The following is an 18947-nucleotide window of genomic DNA, read 5'->3' on the forward strand; positions in this document are numbered from 1 at the left end:
CGCTCTACGGGAAACCCTGAAAACCCCGACGAACCCAGCGCCAAACACCACGATCACCCAAAGCGCCTTCTCTGATCCTCAATCCGATCTCTTCATTGGGTAAATGGAGGCGCCCAGCTTGGGAGGTCTACGCCATCTAGGCCATAGCGCTACAGATCGCGAATGGCAGGAAGCGGTGGAAAAGCCGCCGCTACCGGTAACCCGAAACCAATCCTTCCGATGCTTTCGAGAATATAATATTGTAACCCTTGTGCGAGCCCGGAAACGTGACGAACAAAATCCTCAATGGTCCTATAACCCAAGTTTCATCATGGCGATGATGTGAAAAGCTGCTGACCGAACTCCCAGCAGATACGGTCCCGGTTTCCTCTGTCCCACTACGTTCCATCTGCGGAGAGCCATATGCCTGTACTAAATCTAACCTGACACGATCAGAGCACGGAGGAGAATTTATTGTATTAACGAGGATAACTGTTCGTAAGTTATCTTTTTTGTAGGTGCTGAGCACTTGAACAGGGCATCCTTCAACAACCTCCGCTCGATATTTTGGGTATAGTGTTTTTACCTGCGATTTCGGCATGCCAGCCCGAAGGTCACGCCAGAGGATTGGTTCGGAAGGAATTTCCTGCAACATGGCTGTTAAAATTAGTGAAAAGATCATAGTTGCTCCAGATCAAGAGGTGTCCATGATTAAATCTGACGCTCAAGGTCTACAATTAGATCAGTAGCGGAATTCTACTGATTTACCGCCATCATTCCTACCTTTGTAATCGAATGTCCGCGCTGATCCTTAACTCGGTAGAGTCGCGTATGGCCAACGCAATCCACATGATCATCCGCCTGTCATCAATCCAATCCATAGCCCAACGACAAAATCAGGGCGTGGCGCCGTTGAAGCAGGAATATGATAGGGGGGCGTGAAGGCTGGTATAGTCGCAACGACAACTGCCTTCGAGTTTGCTTTCCGCTGAATCATTTGTCCCCCATTCGTGACCTGTGGATCATTCGCTCAAACGATTCCGAAATCAATTCGATGTTTGTTGTGACGAATGCGCGGGGCCGTCTATTGTTGGACGAAACTGGAGTTACCCGCCTCCTAATCGCAAACCCGTAAGCGGCCAAACCCCGCCCCCTAACCCCCAAGCCGAGCCGGATCGACCACCACATGCCGGATATGCGTCCGGTTATAGGTATAACTAATGTGTACCAGCCCATCCCTGGTCTGGATCACCGCCGGATAGGCATAGCCATCGGGCAGCGGTTTGTCCTCCAGGGTCAGCACGTTGCGCCACGAAACCCCATCGCGCGACAGGCCGATGTTGAGCGGCCAGCGCGGGCCGTTGCCCGGCTGATCGGGCCAGTGCGCGCTGTGGTTGTAGACGATCAACTGCCGCCCGTCGGCCAGCGTCACCGCGTCGGTGCCGGCATTGGGGTTGGGCAAGTCCGCCGCCACCAAAGGCGACCAGCTCTTGCCGGCATCGTGCGACCAGCTCATCGCCAGCGCACCCTGCCGCGTCCGCGCGATCAGCGCCAGGCACCCATCGGCAAAGTGCAGCACGCTCGGCTGGATCGCCTCGATCCCCATGGGCGAGGCGATTTGCGGCTCGACCGTCCATGTCTTGCCGTGATCGGTCGAGCGCTCCATGCGGATAAACCAGTGGTTTTCCTCGGGCGTGCCGACTTCGCGGCTGGAGGGTGACAGCCAGCTTCCGTCCGCCAGCAGCACCGGCTTGTTCTTGATCGGCCCCAGCACCCCCTCGGGCAAGCGCTGCGCCGCGCTCCAGTGGCGCCCGCCATCGCTGGAGGTCTTGACCACCCCCCACCAGCCACGCGGATTGGGGCCGACCTTGTAGAACAAAGTGAGCGGTCCGCCCGGCGGCTGGAACAGCACCGGGTTCCAGGTCGGGTAGCGCGTCCCGTCGGCACTTCGCCCATCGGCGACCGAGACCGGCTTGTCCCACCCCTGCGCCCCACGGCGCGCAAACCAGATCGTCACGTCGGGACGGCTCTCCCCCGTACCCCCGAACCACGCGGCGGCGAGCGTGCCATCGGGCAGCTCGACGATGGTAGAGGCATGCGCCTGCGGGTAAGGCGGGGCGGGGTCGATGAATTCGGACAGCAGGATCGGGGAGGGGGCGGCAAGCGCCGCCATCGGCAGCGCCGCCAGCGCGACCAGCCCCACCAGCATAGCTCTGAAATACCGCAAGATCATCGCTGCCTCATCCCCAACGCCGCCTGCGCCCATGGCCGAGCGCCGCCATGTTGCCAAGTGCGCTATTTGGCGGGCTCTGTCCTACAAGGCCGCACTTATGCGATGGTCTGCGGGCTCTTTCCCAGCGTCGAAACTCCCGTCTGCGCGCGCCCTCAGTCCGCGTCTCGCCCGAATACCGCGTCGCCAACGAAGGCGTTTTCGCCTAACTTTCCCCTAACTTTCCGCATCGCGGCATGGGGCCGCCCCCCTCGTCATGCCGGGCTTGTCCCGGCATCCACCGTGCCGCACGCTCTGCGGCCGAAGGTCTTGGATCGCGGTGGACCCCGGCACAAGGCCGGGGTGACCACGGCGTCCGCTCACCCCGGATAGCGCGCCTTCAGCATCGCCCAGGCCGCGCGCAGGCCCAGCGCCTCGCCACCTTTGGGCCGCCCCGGCTTGGCCGAAGGCCGCCACGCAAAGGTATCGAAATGCGCCCATGGCGTGCCCTCGGGCACGAAGCGGCGCAGGAACAGCGCCGCCGTCACCGCGCCCGCAAGGCCGCCATCAGGCGCGTTGACCATATCGGCAATGTCGGAGGACAGCATGTCGTCATAGCCATCCCATAGCGGCATCCGCCACAAGGGATCGTAAACCGCCGTGCCCGCCGCCAGCAACGCCTCGGCCAGCGCCTCGTCATTGGCGAAGGTCGCGGGCAGGTCCGGCCCCAGCGCCACCCGCGCCGCCCCGGTCAGCGTCGCGAAATCGAGGATCAGCGTGGGCGTCTCCTCGGCTGCGCGGGTGATCGCGTCGCCCAGCACCAGCCGCCCCTCGGCATCGGTATTGGTGTTCTCGACCGTCAGCCCCTTGCGCGTGCGCAGTACGTCGCCGGGGCGGAAGGCGTTGCCCGCGATGCTGTTCTCCACCGCCGGGATCAGCAGGTGCAGCCGCACCGGCAGCCGCGCCGCCATTACCAGCCCGGCGAGGGCGAGGGCATGGGCCGCGCCGCCCATATCCTTCTTCATCAGTCGCATGCCTGAGGATGGCTTGATGTCGAGCCCGCCCGAATCGAAGCACACGCCCTTGCCGATAATCGCGATGCGCGGATGCGCCGGATTGCCCCATTCGAGCTCGATCAGCCGCGGTTCGCGCCCCTTGGCGGCGGCCTGGCCGACCGCGTGGATCATCGGATAGCCCTTTACCAGCGCTTCGCTTTTGGTGACGGTCACGCTCGCGCCATGCGCCTTGGCCAGCGCCTCCGCTTCACCCTCCAGTTCAGCGGGCCCGAGATCGGCGGCAGCGGTGTTGACCAGATCGCGCACGCTGGCGACCGCTTGCGCCAGGCGCACCGTTTCCTCGATCCGCGCAGGCTCGCCGGTCAGCAGCACGCGCGCGCCCGTCGTCACCTCGTCGCTGCGATAGCGGTCGAACTTGTGCTGCGCGAGCGCCCAGCCCAGCATCGCGGCGCCGGGCTCGCCCTCGGCCAGGCGATAGATGCCTTCGGGCAATTGCTCGCCCAGCGAGGCGATCCGCCACGGCGAGTCGAGGCCTTCGTTGCACACCAGCAACATCGCCCAATCGTCAGGTCCATCGCCCGGCAGCACCGCGCGGTTGCCCGCCTTGCCGGTCAGCCGGTGCGCCGCGACCGTGGTGCGGATGCGCGGCGGCTGCGCCTTAAGCCAGCTCTCCCACTGGTCGGGATGCACGACATGGATGAGGCGCGCGGGCTGGCCGCGATCGGGCTGCAGCAGGGCTGCGGGGTTGAAGATCATGCGCCCTTTATCGGAAGCGCGGGGCCGCTGCGCAAGCGGCGCGCGCAATCAGGTGAGCGGCACCCCGTACAGATCATGCTCGTCGGCATCCTCGATCTCGACGCGCACGATGTCGCCCTGGCTCAAATGCCCGGCATCGCGCAGGAACACTTCGCCATCGATCTCGGGCGCATCCGCCTTGGATCGCCCGGTCGCGCCATCCTCGCCAACCTCGTCGATGATCACGTCGAGCGTGCGGCCGATCTTGGCCTGTAATTTCTCGGCCGAGATGCGCGCGGTCAGCTCCATCAGCCGGGCGTAGCGCTCTTCCTTGATTTCCTCGGGAACTGGGTCGGGCAGGGCATTGGCCGCCGCGCCCTCGACCGGCTCGAACCGGAACGCACCGACGCGGTCCAACTGCGCTTCCTGCAGCCAGTCCATCAGATAGGCGAAATCGTCCTCGGTCTCGCCGGGGAAGCCGACCACGAAGGTCGATCGGATCGCAATGTCGGGCGCGATCGTCCGCCAATGCTTGATGCGGTCTAGCACCTTGGTCTCGTTCGCCGGGCGCTTCATCAGCTTCAGCACGTTGCGGCTGGCATGTTGGAACGGGATGTCGAGATAGGGGAGGATCAGCCCCTCCGCCATCAGCGGGATGACCTGGTCGACATGCGGGTAGGGGTAGACATAGTGCAGCCGCACCCACGCGCCCAATTTGCCCAGCTCGCGCGACAGGTCGGTCATATGCGCGCGGACTTCCTCGCCATGCCACATCCTCGGCTGGTGGCGGATGTCGACACCGTAGGCCGAGGTATCCTGGCTGATCACCAGCAATTCCTTGGTGCCCGCCTCGATCAGCTTCTCCGCCTCGCGCAGGATCGCATCGGGGCGGCGGCTGACCAGATCGCCGCGCAAGCTCGGGATGATGCAGAAGGCGCAGCGGTGGTTGCAGCCCTCGGAAATCTTGAGATAGCTGTAATGGCGCGGGGTCAGCTTCAGCCCGCTTTCGGGCACAAGATTGAGGAACGCGCTCGGCGGCATCGGGGCGGCGTCATGCACCGCGCCGACCACTTCCTCATATTGGTGCGCACCGGTGACGGCCAGCACATTGGGGAAGCGCGCGCGGATCGTCTCGGCTTCCTTGCCCATGCAGCCGGTGACGATGACGCGGCCATTCTCGGCAATCGCCTCGCCAATTGCCTCCAGCGATTCCTCCTTGGCCGAATCGAGAAACCCGCAGGTGTTGACCAGCACGACATCGGCCCCGGCATAATCGGGCGACATCTGATAGCCATCGCTGCGCAGCTTGGTCAGGATCCGTTCGCTATCGACCAGATTCTTGGGGCAGCCGAGCGAGACCATGCCGATCTTCGGCGGGGAGGGGAGTGTTGTTGCCATGGGAACGGCGGCACATAAGCGCAGTTGCGGGATTTTTCCAGCGATTGCCGCTCGGGCGGCGCTTGGCGCTGTTCCGCTGCGGCGCAATTCATGGCTATGCCATCGCGACGGTCGCTTTTATCGTCATGCTTTCGCCTCTCGTTTAACCGGTACATCCTACCGCCAAGGTTCCCGTTCATGGCACGATCCGCACCCTGCCTGGCGTTCCTGCTGCTCGCGGGATGCGGCGCGCAAAGCTCCAAACCGCCACCGCCGCGCGTGATGTTCGCTGGGCTGCCCGTCAGCGGCAGCGTGACAGACGCCCGCCGCGCGGGCTTCACCGATTGCGTTGCACCCGATTGGGGCAGCCTACGCTGTCGGCGGCACGGCGTGATGATCGATGGTACGGGCCCCTATGAGGCTGCGGTGGACCTGGACGGCAATGACGGCAGCGGCGGCTTCGACCAAGTGACGGTGTGGCACGATCAGGACCAATATGCCGTCTACAAGATCACTGACGTGCTGGAGAAGCAGGGCTGGAAGAACTGCAGCACAGGCAGCGGCGATCGCGGCGATCAAATCATCTACACCCACGCAGGGATGTCGGTCAGGATCTCGATGGATCTGAGCTATTGGGGCAAGCGCCGACTGCGGGTGATCCCGGCATGGAACAAGAAGGAGCGGCAGTGTTGAAGGATGGGCGGGCAAGACCAGATCGCGCAGCCATGTCCAACATCGTGACTGGACCCCGGCCTTCTTGGGGGAAGGAATATCGGTTGGTGCCGCATCCCGATTTTCCGTCGCGGGCAGCTTTGGTCGTTAAGGCCAGTGTTAGCCGCCGGTCAGATGGATGCTTCGTCCTCGTTAACTTCCGTGTGCATGGGGGAATTCATAGCATAAGGTGGCCGGACGCTTCGGCTGAAGGACGTTTCGACAGACTTTGGGAGCATAGCTGTTTCGAGGTCTTCTTGGCTCCCGGCGCTACAGCTTCCTATATCGAAATGAATTTTGCGCCTGGACGTCAATGGGCGGCTTATAATTTCGACGATTATCGACATGGTATGAAAGACGCGCTCGGCATTACGATCCATCGGATGGACTGGTTGGTACGAGACCTATCGGTGCCACGGGCCGAGATGCACGTTTTGCTTGAGGTCCCGCCCGACCTCGAGACCTTGGATTGGAAACTAGGCCTGACCACCGTCATCGAAGAGCTTGACGGCACCAAATCCTATTGGGCGCTCGCCCACGCGCCCGGCCCGCCCGATTTCCACAACCGGGATTGCTTTATCGCGACCCTCCCGGCACCTGAGCGTCCATGACCTTCGGTATCGATCGCCTCCTCGCCGACCCCGCCTTGCGCAAGCCGCTGGAGGGCAAGCGCGTCGCCTTGCTCGCCCACCCGGCCTCCGTCACGCGCGACCTGACGCATTCGGTCGATGCGCTGATCGCCGCCGGGCTGAACGTCACCGCGATGTTCGGCCCGCAGCATGGCGTGCGCGGCGATTTGCAGGACAATATGGAGGAATCGCCCGACTTCACTGATCCGACCTACTGCATCCCCGTGTTCAGCCTCTATGGCGAAGTCCGCAGGCCTACCGGGCAATCGATGGGCACGTTCGATGTGATGCTGGTCGATCTGCAGGATCTCGGCACGCGCATCTACACCTTTATCACTACGCTGCGCTACGTGCTGGAGGCGGCTGCCGAGCACCACAAGGCGGTGTGGGTGCTCGATCGCCCCAATCCTGTCGGCCGTCCGGTCGAGGGGCTGACATTGCTGCCGGGCTGGGAGAGCTTCGTCGGCGCGGGGCCGATGCCGATGCGCCACGGGCTGACGATGGGCGAACTCGGCCATTGGTTCATCGATCTGCTGAAACTCGATGTCGAGTATCGCGTGATCGAAATGGAAGGCTGGCAGCCCGACGCCGCCCCCGGCTTCGGCTGGCCGACCGATCGCGTGTGGATCAACCCCAGTCCCAATGCCCCCAATGTCATGATGGCGCGCGCGTATCCCGGCACGGTGATGCTGGAGGGCACCACTTTGTCCGAGGGGCGCGGCACCACACGCCCGCTCGAACTGTTCGGCGCGCCTGACATTGATGCGCGCGCGGTCGTCGCCGAAATGCGCCGCCTGGCACCCGATTGGCTCGCCGGCGCGCGCTTGCGCGACATCTGGTTCGAACCGACCTTTCACAAGCATGTGAAGACGCTGTGCAATGGCGTGCAGATCCATGCCGAGGGGCCGTCTTACGATCACGCGGCATTCCGCCCCTGGCGGGTACAGGCGCTGGCGTTCAAGGCGATCCGAGCTTTGTACCCGGACTATGATCTGTGGCGCGATTTCCCCTACGAATACGCTTTCGGCAAATTGCCGATCGACGTCATCAACGGGGGACCGGGCTTGCGCTTGTGGACAGATGACGCGACCGCGACTCCGGCCGATCTCAACGTGTTGGCGGCGGCGGATGAGGAGGCCTGGGAGCAGATTCGGCAGCCATATCTGCGCTACTGAGACCGCCTTCGCGACACGGTCACTCATTTCGTCGCGCTCGCGCAACGACTCAGGGATTCCACCAACCTGTTGCTGTGGTGCAACATCGCCAATCCCGTCATGACGCTTTTATACGATTCGCGGCAGGCGGGGGCCTTGTCGGATCGCTTATCTCCGGAAGGATGGGACGTCGTGGAATCCGATCGCCACTTCTACATGCGTCGCGTTACGGCGGAGCGACTCGCGGTCGCCCGGGCGGTTACCGAGGAAGCACGGAAACGTCGCCTCGTTCTGATCGAAACCTATCTGCAAAAGCTGCAGGCGATGCCGGCGTAAAACCCCGGCTTACCGCTTCCGCGTCAATTCCCGCATCGCCTCGTCAAGGCCAGCCAGCGTCAGCGGGTACATGCGCTCGGTCATCAATTCGCGGATAATGCGCAGGCTTTGCGAATAGCCCCATTGCTGTTCGGGGATCGGGTTGAGCCACACCGCCGCCGGATAGGTGTTGGTCAGCCGCTGCATCCACACCGCGCCCGATTCCTCGTTGAAATGCTCGACCGAGCCGCCTGGATGGGTGATCTCATACGGGCTCATCGAGGCATCGCCGACGAACACCAGTTTGTAATCATGGCCGAATTTGTGGAGCACGTCCCACATCGGCGTGCGTTCGGAAAAGCGGCGCTTATTATCCTTCCACACGCCCTCATACGGGCAATTGTGGAAGTAGAAGAATTCGAGATTCTTGAACTCGGTCGTCGCCGCCGAGAACAATTCCTCGCACAGCTTCACCCACGGGTCCATCGATCCGCCCACGTCGAGGAACAGCAGCAGCTTCACCGCATTGCGGCGTTCCGCGCGCATCACGACGTCTAGCCAGCCCTGCCGCGCGGTTCCCGCGATGGTCGCATCGATGTCGAGCTCGTCGGCGGCCCCTTCACGCGCGAATTTGCGCAGGCGGCGCAGCGCGATCTTGATGTTGCGCGTGCCCAGTTCGCGCGTGTTGTCGAGATTTTTGAAGTCGCGCTGGTCCCACACCTTCAGTGCGCGCTTGTGCGTCGATTCACCACCGATGCGGACGCCCTCCGGGTTGTAGCCCGAATTGCCGTAAGGCGAGGTGCCGCCGGTGCCGATCCACTTGTTGCCGCCCTGGTGGCGCTCCTGCTGCTCGTCGAGCCGCTTCTTGAGCGTCTCCATGATCTCGTCCCACGATCCGAGCGATTCGATCTTGGTCATCTCTTCGGGCGTCAGATATTTCTCGGCGACGGCTTTCAGCCAGTCAGCCGGGATTTCCGCCGGGCTTTGGCCGAAGGTGGTCGCGATGCCCCGGAACACCTTGGCAAAAACCTGATCGAAGCGGTCGAGCAGGCCTTCATCCTTCACATACACCGCGCGCGACAGGTAATAGAAATCCTCGGGCGTGCGGTCGATCACTTCGGCGTCAAGCGCCTCCAGCAGCAGCAAATGCTCTTTGAGGCTGGCCGGGATGCCGGCGGCGCGCAGTGCGTCGAGAAAGTCGAGGAACATGTCACATCTCTTCCCTCTCCCGATTCCGGGGAGAGGCCAGGGGCGGGGCCATATGCCACCGTTACCCGCAGCATGCCCGGTGCGGTGCGCTCCTGCAAGCAGGCGTAGCGTTACCGATAGGCGTCGATCAGCGCGCCGACATAGTCTGGACTGCGCCCGGTCAATTCCGCCGCGGTCCGCGCGCGTGGACCATGGCTTTCCGGTATGCCGTAAATGAAGCCGTAGGTCGGATAGATGGTGCTGCCGAGTCCGTCCCGGTCGCGATACCACACCTTCACTGCGCTCCAGTCATTATACGGCGAGGCGTCGGTCAGCGTCACATCCTGTTCGGCGTGGCCGCGTTCGCCGTTCTGGCGCGACCAATTGGCGTGGGTGACCATGACGACGCGATGGTCGACGACTCGGCTGATCACCGCGACATGGCCGAGCGGGAGTCGCGCGCTGCGCGCGAAAACGATGACCGCGCCGGGGCGCGGCGTATCGCCGCGCCGATAGCGCCCGGCGGCTTGACCCCACCATGTCCAGGCGTCGCCATAAATCTGGATGCCGGAAGCGGCACGCGCAAAGGGAACGCACTCGCCTACATAATCGAGCAAGGATGGCGCGGCAGCGGCCATCGCCGGTGGGGCGAATACCAACGCAAGAGAAACAACGACGCAACGCATACATGCACCCAATACTGGCTGCACCCCCGCAAGAACGTATCGTTACAGGCTTTATGCCGCGTTTACCACGTTGAAATTGGGCTGTTTTGGCGGAAACGGGGGGCGCGCGCTATCCCTTATTCTGCTGCCGCTTGGCCATGAAGGCGAGGCGTTCGAACAGCATCACATCCTGCTCGTTCTTGAGCAGGGCACCGTGCAGCGGCGGGATCGCCTTGGTCGGATCGCGGTTTTGCAACACGTCGAGCGGCATGTCCTCGTGCAGCAGCAATTTCAGCCAGTCGAGCAATTCGCTGGTGCTCGGCTTCTTCTTCAGGCCGGGCACGTCGCGCACATCGTAGAAAATGTCCATCGCGCGGTTGACCAGAATTTTCTGGATGCCGGGGAAGTGGACATCGACGATCGCTTGCATCGTCTCGCGATCGGGGAATTTGATGTAGTGAAAGAAGCAACGGCGCAGGAAGGCGTCGGGCAGCTCTTTTTCGTTATTGCTGGTGATGATGACGATCGGGCGCTCGACCGCGCGGATGGTTTCCCGCGTTTCGTAGACATGGAATTCCATGCGATCGAGTTCCTGCAACAGGTCATTGGGGAATTCGATGTCGGCCTTGTCGATCTCGTCGATCAGCAGCACCGGCGGCTTGGGCCGGGTGAACGCCTCCCACAATTTGCCACGGCGGATGTAATTGCCGATATCGTGGACGCGCTCGTCGCCCAATTGCCCGTCGCGCAGGCGCGCCACCGCGTCATATTCGTACAGGCCCTGCTGCGCCTTGGTGGTGGACTTGATGTTCCACTCGATCAATTCGGCATCGAGTGCCTTTGCGATTTCATATGCGAGGACGGTTTTGCCGGTGCCGGGTTCGCCCTTTACCAGCAAGGGACGGCGGAGCGTAACGGCCGCGTTGACCGCGACTTTCAGGTCATCGGTTGCGACATAGCCTTGCGTACCGTCGAAGCGCTTCATCGCTTGCATCCCGTTTCATTTGAATACCGGGTACGGCGATAGAGGGAAACGCCCCTCACGCGCAAGCGGTGGCTATAGCTTGTCGCGCGCGCTTGCGCGGGCCTCGATCAAATCGCACAGTCCGCGATGCTGGGCGAAGGTCTGCTGAGCGCCGAAGGCGATCGCGCGGCGGACGGGTGCGGGGAGGGTATCGGTTGCGAGCATCGTAATTGTCGAGGCACTGGGCAGGACACAGGGCACGATGGTGCCGCCGGTGCGGAGCGCGGCCGCGTCGAGAACAGCGCGAAAGGCGTGCCAGTCGATTACCAACGCCATGGCCGCTCCTACGGAACATCCCGAGCGGTCAGAGCGCGCCAGCATATCGAAGGCATGGCGCTGGGCTGCAAACGCAGCATCGCTTTCCGCCTGGCCCGGCGTGGAGGGTAGGGGGCCGACGGCAGCGGTTAGGCGCGCAAGATTAGCCCGTTCAACGCCAAAGGCCTCCGTCGCTTCCGCAAGCCAGCGATTGTCGAGATCGGGTACGGGGCGACGATTCGCCTCCTCGAACAGATTGGTCAGGCGTCCGTGAACGGCGCATAGGGCATGGACAGCATCGGCGAGATCGCGGCCGACGACTGCGGCCTGTGTCAAACGGCGGACGATCGCGTGGCCAGCACATCCGTCGCTTGTCGCCAGAGCCGCAATGCTGCCCGCATAGCCCCCTGTCTTCACCTGTATCGATGCGATCACCATGATCTTCGAATCGTCCCTATATCTGCCGGCAGTGCCGCCGGATTGCGCCCGTCGGGCAAGCAGTGCGGCAAGGGTTATACCGAAGGGCGTAAAGACCTGGTGTAGTTGCGATTAAGGGTGTCTCAACCAGCTTTTGCAGCGCCCTGCGCTCCGACCATCGCGGCGAGAGGGCGACGCGGCAGGTCCGGCACCGGCTAGGGCGTGACATCTTCGGCAAAGATGCCGGTGCCGTCGCCGATCGGTTCGATCCTGAGCGCCAGCATACGGCCAGCGCGGGCGGCGGACGGGAGTGTCAGGCTTTCTCCAATGCCCGAATTGCCAACCCGCCGCATTGCCCCGGCAAGAAGCGCGCGGGATGGCGGCGGGGTGATCGTGTCGACGGGCGCGCCGGGCGTCACGATTTGGCCGAAATGTGCGCGCGCAGTCCGGCTGGATGCCAAAATCGTGGTCTCGCGGTCTGCAAGCAAGACGATATCGCGGACATTGTCGAGCAGTTGTGTTGCGGTGATCGCTTCGGCGGAGAGAAAGGCGCGGTCCGGTGGATCCGACGGGATCGCGCATAAGGCGTTCATTGTCTCGACCGAAACGAGCACGAGACGCGGCCGACCGCGGTGCAGAATATAGATCGGCGCGCGTGACGCGCGTTCCTGCCACAAGCCGAAATGTCGCACCAAATCGGATGCAGTAACCATGTGTTCGGCAGCGGGTGCGGTGAGGGACGACATACGCCCCAATGTACGCAACGCTCGCCGCTACGTCACAGCTCGCCTCCGAAACGGAGCAATTTGGACGGCGTGCGATAGCGAAGCCCGGCGACGTACCTGCGCCGCCGGGCCCTTGGCTTACTGATCGAGGAAGCTGCGCATCTTGCGGCTGCGGCTCGGGTGCTTCAGCTTGCGGAGCGCCTTGGCCTCGATCTGGCGGATGCGTTCGCGCGTCACCGAGAATTGCTGGCCGACTTCTTCCAGCGTGTGATCGGTATTCATGCCGATGCCGAAGCGCATGCGCAGCACACGCTCTTCGCGCGGGGTGAGGCTCGCCAGGACGCGGGTGACCGTTTCCTTGAGGTTCGCCTGGATCGCCGCGTCGACCGGGATGATCGCGTTCTTGTCCTCGATGAAGTCGCCGAGATGGCTGTCTTCCTCGTCGCCGATCGGCGTCTCGAGGCTGATCGGCTCCTTGGCGATCTTCATCACCTTGCGCACCTTCTCCAGTGGCATGGAGAGGCGCTCGGCCATTTCCTCAGGCGTGGGCTCGCGGCCCTGCTCGTGGAGGAACTGGCGGCTGGTGCGCACCAGCTTGTTGATCGTCTCGATCATGTGCACTGGGATACGGATGGTGCGCGCCTGATCGGCAATCGAGCGGGTGATTGCCTGGCGGATCCACCAGGTCGCATAGGTGCTGAACTTGTAGCCGCGGCGATATTCGAACTTATCCACCGCCTTCATCAGGCCGATATTGCCCTCCTGGATGAGATCCAGGAACTGCAGGCCGCGATTGGTGTACTTCTTGGCGATCGAGATCACGAGGCGGAGATTGGCCTCGACCATCTCCTTCTTCGCGATGCGCGCCTCGCGCTCGCCCTTTTGCACCATGTTGACGATGCGGCGGAACTCGGTCAGCGCCATGCCCGTCGCCTGGCTGATGTCCGAAATTTCCATGCGGATGCGGTCGGCGGCTTCGCTTTCGTTGGTGACGAAGGCCGTCCATTTCTTGTCGAGCTTGGCGACCGAGGGCAGGAACTGTTCGTCCAGCTCATGGCCGATATAGCGATCGAGGAAGTCCTTGCGCGACACCTTGTGGCGCTCGGCCAGGCGCAGCATCTGCCCGCCCAGCGCGGTCAGGCGCCGGTTGAAGGCATAAAGCTGGTCGACCAGATATTCGATCTTGGCATTGTGGAACTGGACGCTCTCGACCTCGGCGGTCAGTTCCTCGCGCAGCTTGTGATATTTCTTCTCGTCGCTGCTCGACAGTTCGCCGCCGCCCGCCATCGCGTCGAGCCGGGCCTGCTGGATCTTGGAGAATTTCTTGTACAGCGCAGTGATGTTGGCAAAGCGTTCCAGCGCGATCGGCTTGAGCTGCTCTTCCATCTGCGCGAGACTGAGGGTGTTGTCCTCTTCCTCATCGTCGGAGGCGCGCGGCGTGCGGCGCTCGCCATCCTCATCCTCGTCGACTGACGGCTCTTCGGGCTCGGCCTCTTCCTTGAACGACGGGCCTGCATTCTTTTCGGAAATCTCGCCATCGCCCTCTTCGGCTTCGGCCAGCGCTTCCGGGGCGGGGTCCTTCGACAGCATCGCGTCGAGATCCATGATCTCGCGCAGCTGCATCGTGCCTTCGTTAAGCGCGGTCGACCAGGCGATGATCGCGTTGAAGGTGATGGGTGATTCGCACAGGCCGAGGATCATCGTGTCGCGACCGGCCTCGATCCGCTTGGCGATGGCGATTTCGCCCTCGCGGCTGAGCAGCTCGACCGCGCCCATTTCGCGCAGGTACATCCGCACCGGGTCATCGGTGCGATCGATGACCTCCTTTTTCTTGACGTCGAGCGCAGGCCCAAGGTCTTCGGAAGCGTCGACGGGTTCGGCGTCGTCATCGTCCTCGGGCTTGGTGGCTTCGTCGCCTTCTTCGCCCTGCTCGTCATTCTCGACGATGTTGATGCCCATTTCGCTGAGCGCGGCGCTGATGTCCTCGATCTGATCCGACGACATCTCGCCCTGGGGCAGGGCTTCGTTGAGTTGCTCGTAGGTGATGTAGCCACGCTTTTTCGCGCGGGCGATCACCTTCTTGATCGACGCGTCGTTCAAATCGATCAGCGGTGCGTCGCTACCCTCGGTGGTGTCCGCCACGTCCGCCATATCCGTCTTCGCCATCAATTGCCCTCAGTACTAAAAGCTCTGGCGTCTTCGTTCGACTGCACCAGATTGGCAAGTCGCGCGTTCAAAGCCTGTTGTTCATTCACAAGCGACACTTGCCGCTCATATGCTTCATCCGAATACTTCGCCTGCATCGTCGCCGTCGCCTCGGCCAAAGCCGCATCCACTTCCGGCCGAGTCACCAGGATCGCGATCGCCTCGTCGAGGTCCTCGCGTGCCCTGGCGGGGTCGGCGTCCTTTTGCGTAAACGAACACGAGAGTTGGTCGGCCCGCAGCAAATCTTGCGCGATTATATCAAATCCAGATGCCGCCAATATGGTAAGAAGGTGCTCACTATCAAGCGCCTGATGTTCGACGGCCGAATCAATCATCGCATCGAGCAGATGGGCGAGGGCGGGATCGGTCAAATGCAGCCGACCCAACTCCCCCATATGCCGACAGATTTCGCTCGGATGCAGTAATAGCCCCGCCAGCACGGGTTTGGTCAACACACCGTCAATGCCATGCTGTTGCAGGCGCTTGGCCCCGGCACCGACCGGGCCGGGCGGGGCCTTCCATGGCTGTCCGGGCTTGCGTGCGCCACCGCGACGCGGCGTAAACGGCGCGAGCGGCACGAACGCCGCGCGCTGCTGCGCATAGAGCGCGTCGAAGCGGCGACGGAATTCCGCCAGATATTCGGTGCGCACGCTGGGATCGGCGATGCTCTCCGCGCGCTCCTTCAGGCGCTGCTTCAGCCCCGCTTTCTGCTCGGGCGTGGTGAGGGGTTCGGCGGCGAGTTCGCTCGACCATAATCGGTCGACCAGCGGTTCGGCGGTCTTGAGCAGTGCCTCGAACGCGGCGGGGCCCTTCTGGCGGACCATATCGTCCGGGTCCTGACCCTGCGGCAGCGTGACAAAGGCGAGGCTGCGGCCCGGGGCGAGCAACGGCAGCGCGCGGTGCGCGGCGCGCAGAGCCGCCTTTTGCCCCGCGCCATCGCCGTCGAAACACAGGATCGGCACCTCGGCCAGCCGCCACAGCCGCTCGAGCTGCGCCTCGGTCAGCGCGGTGCCAAGCGGGGCGACCGCCTCGCCAAACCCCGCCTGCGCCAGCGCGATCACGTCCATATAGCCCTCGACCACCAGCACGCGCCCGGTCTTGCGCGTGGCGGGCGCGGCCTTGTCGAGATTGTAGAGCGTGCGCCCCTTGTCGAAGAGCGGGGTTTCGGGCGAGTTCAGATATTTGGGCTCGCCATCGCCAATGATGCGCCCACCAAACGCCACGGTGCGCCCGCGCGGATCGCGAATCGGGATCATCAGCCGCCCGCGAAAGCGGTCATAGGGCGCCTTGTCCTCGACCTGGATCAACAGCCCCGCCTCGACCAGCAACGGCTCGCCATAGCCCTTCAGCGCCGCCTTCAACCCACCGCGCGAATCGGGCGCAAAGCCCAAGCCAAAGGCGCGCGCGGTCTCCGCCTTGATCCCGCGCTTGGCCAGCACCTCGCGCGCGGTCGCGCCGGGCAGGCCGTTCAGTTGCTCGGTGAACCAGGTGGCGGCATCGGCGCAGGCTTCATGCAGCCCCTTGGCCGCCTCAGCCTTCTCCGCCGCGCGCGGGTCCATCGCGGGCATCTCCATCCCCGCCGCCTGCGCCAGCTCCTTCACCGCATCCATGAAGGGCAGGCCGCGCTGATCGGTCATCCAGCGGATCGCATCGCCATGCGCCGAGCAGCCGAAGCAATGGTAGAAGCCCTTGTCGTCATTGACGTAAAAGCTGGGTGTCTTCTCATTGTGGAACGGGCAGCACGCGCGCCACTCGCGCCCGGCCTTTTGCAGCTTGGTCGTCTTGCCGATCAGCCCCGACAGCAACGTCCGCGCGCGCAGTTCATCAAGGAATTGCGGGGAGAGGGTCATGCGATCTTTTCTTCCCCTCCCGCGTGCTTGTGGGCGGGAACATCCACCAAACCGTTCGTTTCGAGCGAAGTCGAGAAACCCGGCACCACCGCAGGTTTCCCAACTTCGCTCGAAACGAACGGGGAGGGGGCAAGGCAAGGTTTGACCGCGAGCGGGCGGGCCGAACGCTCCATTGGTGGGCGCGCAAAGTGCGACACCATCGACCAATCTCCGGCGATCAACGCTTCCTTCTTCGCCCGCGACCAGCCGCCCACGATGCGCTCGGCTTCCAGCGCTTCGATCCGGCTCGGAAAATTCTCGCTCCACACAAGCGTCACCGGCATTCGCCGCGAGGTGAAATCGCAATGCCCGCCGGTCTGGTGCTCGCCGATTCGGCGATCGAGGTTATCGGTATGGCCGGTGTAATAAGCACCGTCGGAGCATCGTAGCATGTAGGTCCAAAATGCCATGGGGCAGTGTGCATCAGCGACTCCGGTCGAGTCGAGCGGTCACATGTGGGGGCGGGTGCCAGGTTTCTCGACTTCGCTCGAAACGAACGGTTGGGGGGAAGGGGCTTTCTCTCCCCCAGCCCCTCCCGCAAGCGGGAGGGGAGGCAGAAAGGCCGCGCCCTCGTGCATTACGCCAGCGCCGCCTTCACCGCAGCACTCGCCTTGCTCATGTCGAGCGTGGTCGCGTGGCGCGCTTTCAGTTCGGCCATCACGCGGCCCATGTCCTTCATGCCCGTCGCACCCAGCTCGGCCTTGATCGCCTCGATCGCGGCCGCCGTCGCCGCTTCGTCCATCTGCGTCGGCAGGAAGGTCTCGATCACCGCGACTTCGGCGGCTTCGCCATCGGCGAGCTCCTGGCGGCCGCCCTTCACGAACATCTCGATCGATTCGCGACGCTGCTTGACCATCTTCTGCAGCACTTCGACGATCAGCGTGTCGTCATCCTCGGGTGCCTTGCCGGTGCGCGCTTCGATGTCGCGGTTCTTGATCGCGGATTGCACGAGGCGCAGCGTCGCGGTGCCCGCTTTGTCGCCGCCCTTCATCGCGGTGATGAGCGCAGCCTTGATGTCGTCACGAATCATTGAACGTCCTTTTCGGTGGTCGGCGGGTATAGCGGCTTTATACGATTGACGCATCGCCCCCGCGCACCTAGTCCCCGCCGCTTAGCGACATCGACAATTTTTTCATGGAGTGCCCGCCGCAATGGCCGACGCCAAACCTCTGCCTGCGTCCAACAGCATCGCTCCCCAAGGCGCCACCGGCGTTCTGGTGCTGGCAACCGGGGAGGTGGTGTGGGGCCGCGGATTCGGCGCGGAAGGGGTCGCGGTCGGCGAAGTCTGTTTCCACACCGCGATGACCGGTTACCAGGAAATCATGACCGACCCGAGCTTTGCCGGGCAAATGATCACCTTCACCTTCCCGCATATCGGCAATGTCGGCGCCAATGCCGATGACGTCGAGGCGGATGATCCCCACGCGCTCGGCATGATCGTGCGCGAGGATGTGACCGGCCCCAGCAATTTCCGCAGCGTCGAGCGACTCGATGCCTGGATGGCCAAGCACAAGCGAATCGGCCTGTCGGGCGTCGACACGCGCGCGCTCACCCGCCGAATCCGTAGCGGCGGCGCGCCCAATGCGGTGATCGCGCACTCCGCCGACGGCGTGTTCGACATTCCCGCCTTGCTCGCCATGGCGCAAGCGTGGCCGGGCCTCGAAGGCATGGACCTGGCGATCGCGGTGACGACCAACACGCATTATGGTTGGGCTGGCGGCATATGGCGGCTGGGCGAAGGCTATGACACCTCGTTCCCCTCCCGCTCGCGGGAGGGGCTAGGGGAGGGCCTGACCGCAGAGGACGCGCTTTCCCCCGATGGCGTTCCCTCCCCCAACCCCTCCCGCGAGCGGGAGGGGAGTGCCAAGCGCCCCCACGTCGTCGCGATCGATTACGGCTCCAAGCGCAACATCTTCCGCAACCTCGCCGCCGCCGGTGCCGATGTCTCGGTCGTGCCCGCCACCGCGAGCTTTGACGAGGTTATGGCGCTCGCCCCCGATGGCATCTTCCTGTCGAACGGCCCGGGCGATCCCGCCGCGACGGGTTTCTATGCCGTACCGGTGATCCAGCAATTGCTCGACACGGGGCTGCCACTGTTCGGCATTTGCCTTGGCCACCAATTGCTCGCGCTCGCGGTCGGCGCGACCACCACCAAGATGTTCCAGGGGCATCGCGGCGCCAACCATCCGGTGCAGCGCCTCAGCGATGGCGCGGTCGAGATCACCTCGATGAACCACGGCTTCGCGGTCGAGCGGGACTCGCTGCCCGCCACGGCGCGCGAAACCCACGTCTCGCTGTTCGATGGTTCCAATGCGGGCATCGAACTCACCGACCGCCCCGCTTTCAGCGTGCAATATCACCCCGAAGCGAGCCCCGGCCCGCAGGACAGCCTGTATCTGTTCGAGAAGTTTGTGGGGATGTTGGAGTGAACAAAGAAAGGCTAGTTGGGGCGGC

General features: G+C 63.4%; 17 protein-coding genes. 5 read left to right on the top strand and 12 right to left on the bottom strand.

The features are described 5' to 3' along the window. Positions 1-1132: 1132 nt before the first annotated feature. From ACP7BL_RS11425 to rimO, 3 genes are all read right to left on the bottom strand, one after another. The gene (locus ACP7BL_RS11425; RefSeq protein WP_299111690.1) at positions 1133-2212 is read right to left on the bottom strand and encodes a sialidase family protein; all 1080 of its coding nucleotides are present in this window, start codon (positions 2210-2212) and stop codon (positions 1133-1135) included. A 356-nt stretch (positions 2213-2568) separates the two neighbouring features. Next, the gene (locus ACP7BL_RS11430; RefSeq protein ID WP_426258371.1) at positions 2569-3960 is read right to left on the bottom strand and encodes a leucyl aminopeptidase family protein; all 1392 of its coding nucleotides are present in this window, start codon (positions 3958-3960) and stop codon (positions 2569-2571) included. Between the two features lie 48 nt (positions 3961-4008). Beyond that, complete coding sequence (rimO, locus tag ACP7BL_RS11435) at positions 4009-5337, bottom strand: 30S ribosomal protein S12 methylthiotransferase RimO (protein WP_299111696.1); 1329 nt, start codon at positions 5335-5337, stop codon at positions 4009-4011. A 177-nt stretch (positions 5338-5514) separates the two neighbouring features. Between rimO and ACP7BL_RS11440 the strand changes: the two genes are divergently transcribed. From ACP7BL_RS11440 to ACP7BL_RS11455, 4 genes are all read left to right on the top strand, one after another. Continuing rightward, on the top strand, positions 5515-6009 hold the full coding sequence (locus ACP7BL_RS11440; protein ID WP_299111699.1) for a hypothetical protein: 495 nt from the start codon (positions 5515-5517) through the stop codon (positions 6007-6009). A 368-nt stretch (positions 6010-6377) separates the two neighbouring features. After that, entirely contained in the window at positions 6378-6638 is a 261-nt protein-coding gene (locus tag ACP7BL_RS11445) for a hypothetical protein (protein ID WP_426258372.1), read from the top strand. Then, a complete protein-coding gene (locus tag ACP7BL_RS11450; RefSeq protein WP_299111704.1) occupies positions 6635-7831 on the top strand; it encodes an exo-beta-N-acetylmuramidase NamZ family protein in 1197 nt (398 codons plus the stop codon). Before ACP7BL_RS11445 ends, ACP7BL_RS11450 begins: the two co-directional genes overlap by 4 nt. 171 nt (positions 7832-8002) lie before the next feature. Continuing rightward, the gene (locus ACP7BL_RS11455) at positions 8003-8146 is read left to right on the top strand and encodes a hypothetical protein (protein WP_185867534.1); all 144 of its coding nucleotides are present in this window, start codon (positions 8003-8005) and stop codon (positions 8144-8146) included. A gap of 9 nt (positions 8147-8155) precedes the next feature. On the opposite strand, the gene ACP7BL_RS11460 is transcribed toward ACP7BL_RS11455, so the two are convergent. The 9 genes from ACP7BL_RS11460 to ACP7BL_RS11500 all read right to left on the bottom strand — a co-directional run bounded on the left by ACP7BL_RS11460 (position 8156) and on the right by ACP7BL_RS11500 (position 17523). Next, the gene (locus ACP7BL_RS11460) at positions 8156-9334 is read right to left on the bottom strand and encodes a vWA domain-containing protein (protein WP_299111708.1); all 1179 of its coding nucleotides are present in this window, start codon (positions 9332-9334) and stop codon (positions 8156-8158) included. 110 nt (positions 9335-9444) lie between these two features. Next, the gene (locus ACP7BL_RS11465; RefSeq protein WP_137902625.1) at positions 9445-9999 is read right to left on the bottom strand and encodes a CHAP domain-containing protein; all 555 of its coding nucleotides are present in this window, start codon (positions 9997-9999) and stop codon (positions 9445-9447) included. Positions 10000-10108: 109 nt separating this feature from the next. Continuing rightward, positions 10109-10963, bottom strand: coding sequence for an AAA family ATPase (locus ACP7BL_RS11470; protein WP_126845299.1), 855 nt, complete (start codon positions 10961-10963; stop codon positions 10109-10111). A gap of 72 nt (positions 10964-11035) precedes the next feature. Next, entirely contained in the window at positions 11036-11695 is a 660-nt protein-coding gene (locus ACP7BL_RS11475) for a DUF6975 family protein (RefSeq protein WP_126845300.1), read from the bottom strand. 194 nt (positions 11696-11889) lie between these two features. Next, positions 11890-12420: a type II toxin-antitoxin system Phd/YefM family antitoxin gene (locus ACP7BL_RS11480; RefSeq protein WP_052192446.1), complete on the bottom strand. Its 531-nt coding sequence runs from the start codon at positions 12418-12420 to the stop codon at positions 11890-11892. Positions 12421-12537: 117 nt separating this feature from the next. Next, positions 12538-14565: an RNA polymerase sigma factor RpoD gene (rpoD, locus tag ACP7BL_RS11485; RefSeq protein WP_299111721.1), complete on the bottom strand. Its 2028-nt coding sequence runs from the start codon at positions 14563-14565 to the stop codon at positions 12538-12540. Next, entirely contained in the window at positions 14565-16454 is a 1890-nt protein-coding gene (dnaG, locus tag ACP7BL_RS11490) for a DNA primase (protein ID WP_299111723.1), read from the bottom strand. The genes rpoD and dnaG overlap by 1 nt, the downstream gene beginning before the upstream one ends. Further along, positions 16451-16903 carry a GIY-YIG nuclease family protein gene (locus tag ACP7BL_RS11495; protein WP_137902624.1) on the bottom strand — a complete coding sequence of 151 codons (453 nt, stop codon included), beginning with the start codon at positions 16901-16903 and terminating at the stop codon, positions 16451-16453. The genes dnaG and ACP7BL_RS11495 overlap by 4 nt, the downstream gene beginning before the upstream one ends. A gap of 167 nt (positions 16904-17070) precedes the next feature. Further along, a complete protein-coding gene (locus tag ACP7BL_RS11500; RefSeq protein ID WP_299111725.1) occupies positions 17071-17523 on the bottom strand; it encodes a GatB/YqeY domain-containing protein in 453 nt (150 codons plus the stop codon). 121 nt (positions 17524-17644) lie between these two features. Between ACP7BL_RS11500 and carA the strand changes: the two genes are divergently transcribed. After that, positions 17645-18922, top strand: a complete 1278-nt coding sequence (carA, locus tag ACP7BL_RS11505) for a glutamine-hydrolyzing carbamoyl-phosphate synthase small subunit (protein ID WP_426258373.1) — start codon at positions 17645-17647, stop codon at positions 18920-18922. The last annotated feature ends 25 nt before the right edge of the window (positions 18923-18947 follow it).

This window comes from Sphingomonas sp. DC1600-2, assembly GCF_049897605.1.
Lineage (GTDB): Bacteria > Pseudomonadota > Alphaproteobacteria > Sphingomonadales > Sphingomonadaceae > Sphingomonas.

Excerpts from the sequence above, each read along its gene's own strand:
- ACP7BL_RS11465 (WP_137902625.1), bottom strand. The coding sequence starts at position 9,999 with ATGCGTTGCGTCGTTGTTTCTCTTGCGTTGGTATTCGCCCCACCGGCG.
- ACP7BL_RS11440 (WP_299111699.1), top strand. The coding sequence starts at position 5,515 with ATGGCACGATCCGCACCCTGCCTGGCGTTCCTGCTGCTCGCGGGATGC.
- ACP7BL_RS11480 (WP_052192446.1), bottom strand. The coding sequence starts at position 12,420 with ATGTCGTCCCTCACCGCACCCGCTGCCGAACACATGGTTACTGCATCC.
- ACP7BL_RS11430 (WP_426258371.1), bottom strand. The coding sequence starts at position 3,960 with ATGATCTTCAACCCCGCAGCCCTGCTGCAGCCCGATCGCGGCCAGCCC.
- carA (WP_426258373.1), top strand. The coding sequence starts at position 17,645 with ATGGCCGACGCCAAACCTCTGCCTGCGTCCAACAGCATCGCTCCCCAA.
- rpoD (WP_299111721.1), bottom strand. The coding sequence starts at position 14,565 with ATGGCGAAGACGGATATGGCGGACGTGGCGGACACCACCGAGGGTAGC.
- ACP7BL_RS11500 (WP_299111725.1), bottom strand. The coding sequence starts at position 17,523 with ATGATTCGTGACGACATCAAGGCTGCGCTCATCACCGCGATGAAGGGC.
- ACP7BL_RS11460 (WP_299111708.1), bottom strand. The coding sequence starts at position 9,334 with ATGTTCCTCGACTTTCTCGACGCACTGCGCGCCGCCGGCATCCCGGCC.
- ACP7BL_RS11450 (WP_299111704.1), top strand. The coding sequence starts at position 6,635 with ATGACCTTCGGTATCGATCGCCTCCTCGCCGACCCCGCCTTGCGCAAG.
- rimO (WP_299111696.1), bottom strand. The coding sequence starts at position 5,337 with ATGGCAACAACACTCCCCTCCCCGCCGAAGATCGGCATGGTCTCGCTC.
- ACP7BL_RS11470 (WP_126845299.1), bottom strand. The coding sequence starts at position 10,963 with ATGAAGCGCTTCGACGGTACGCAAGGCTATGTCGCAACCGATGACCTG.
- ACP7BL_RS11495 (WP_137902624.1), bottom strand. The coding sequence starts at position 16,903 with ATGGCATTTTGGACCTACATGCTACGATGCTCCGACGGTGCTTATTAC.
- ACP7BL_RS11475 (WP_126845300.1), bottom strand. The coding sequence starts at position 11,695 with ATGGTGATCGCATCGATACAGGTGAAGACAGGGGGCTATGCGGGCAGC.
- dnaG (WP_299111723.1), bottom strand. The coding sequence starts at position 16,454 with ATGACCCTCTCCCCGCAATTCCTTGATGAACTGCGCGCGCGGACGTTG.
- ACP7BL_RS11445 (WP_426258372.1), top strand. The coding sequence starts at position 6,378 with ATGAAAGACGCGCTCGGCATTACGATCCATCGGATGGACTGGTTGGTA.
- ACP7BL_RS11425 (WP_299111690.1), bottom strand. The coding sequence starts at position 2,212 with ATGATCTTGCGGTATTTCAGAGCTATGCTGGTGGGGCTGGTCGCGCTG.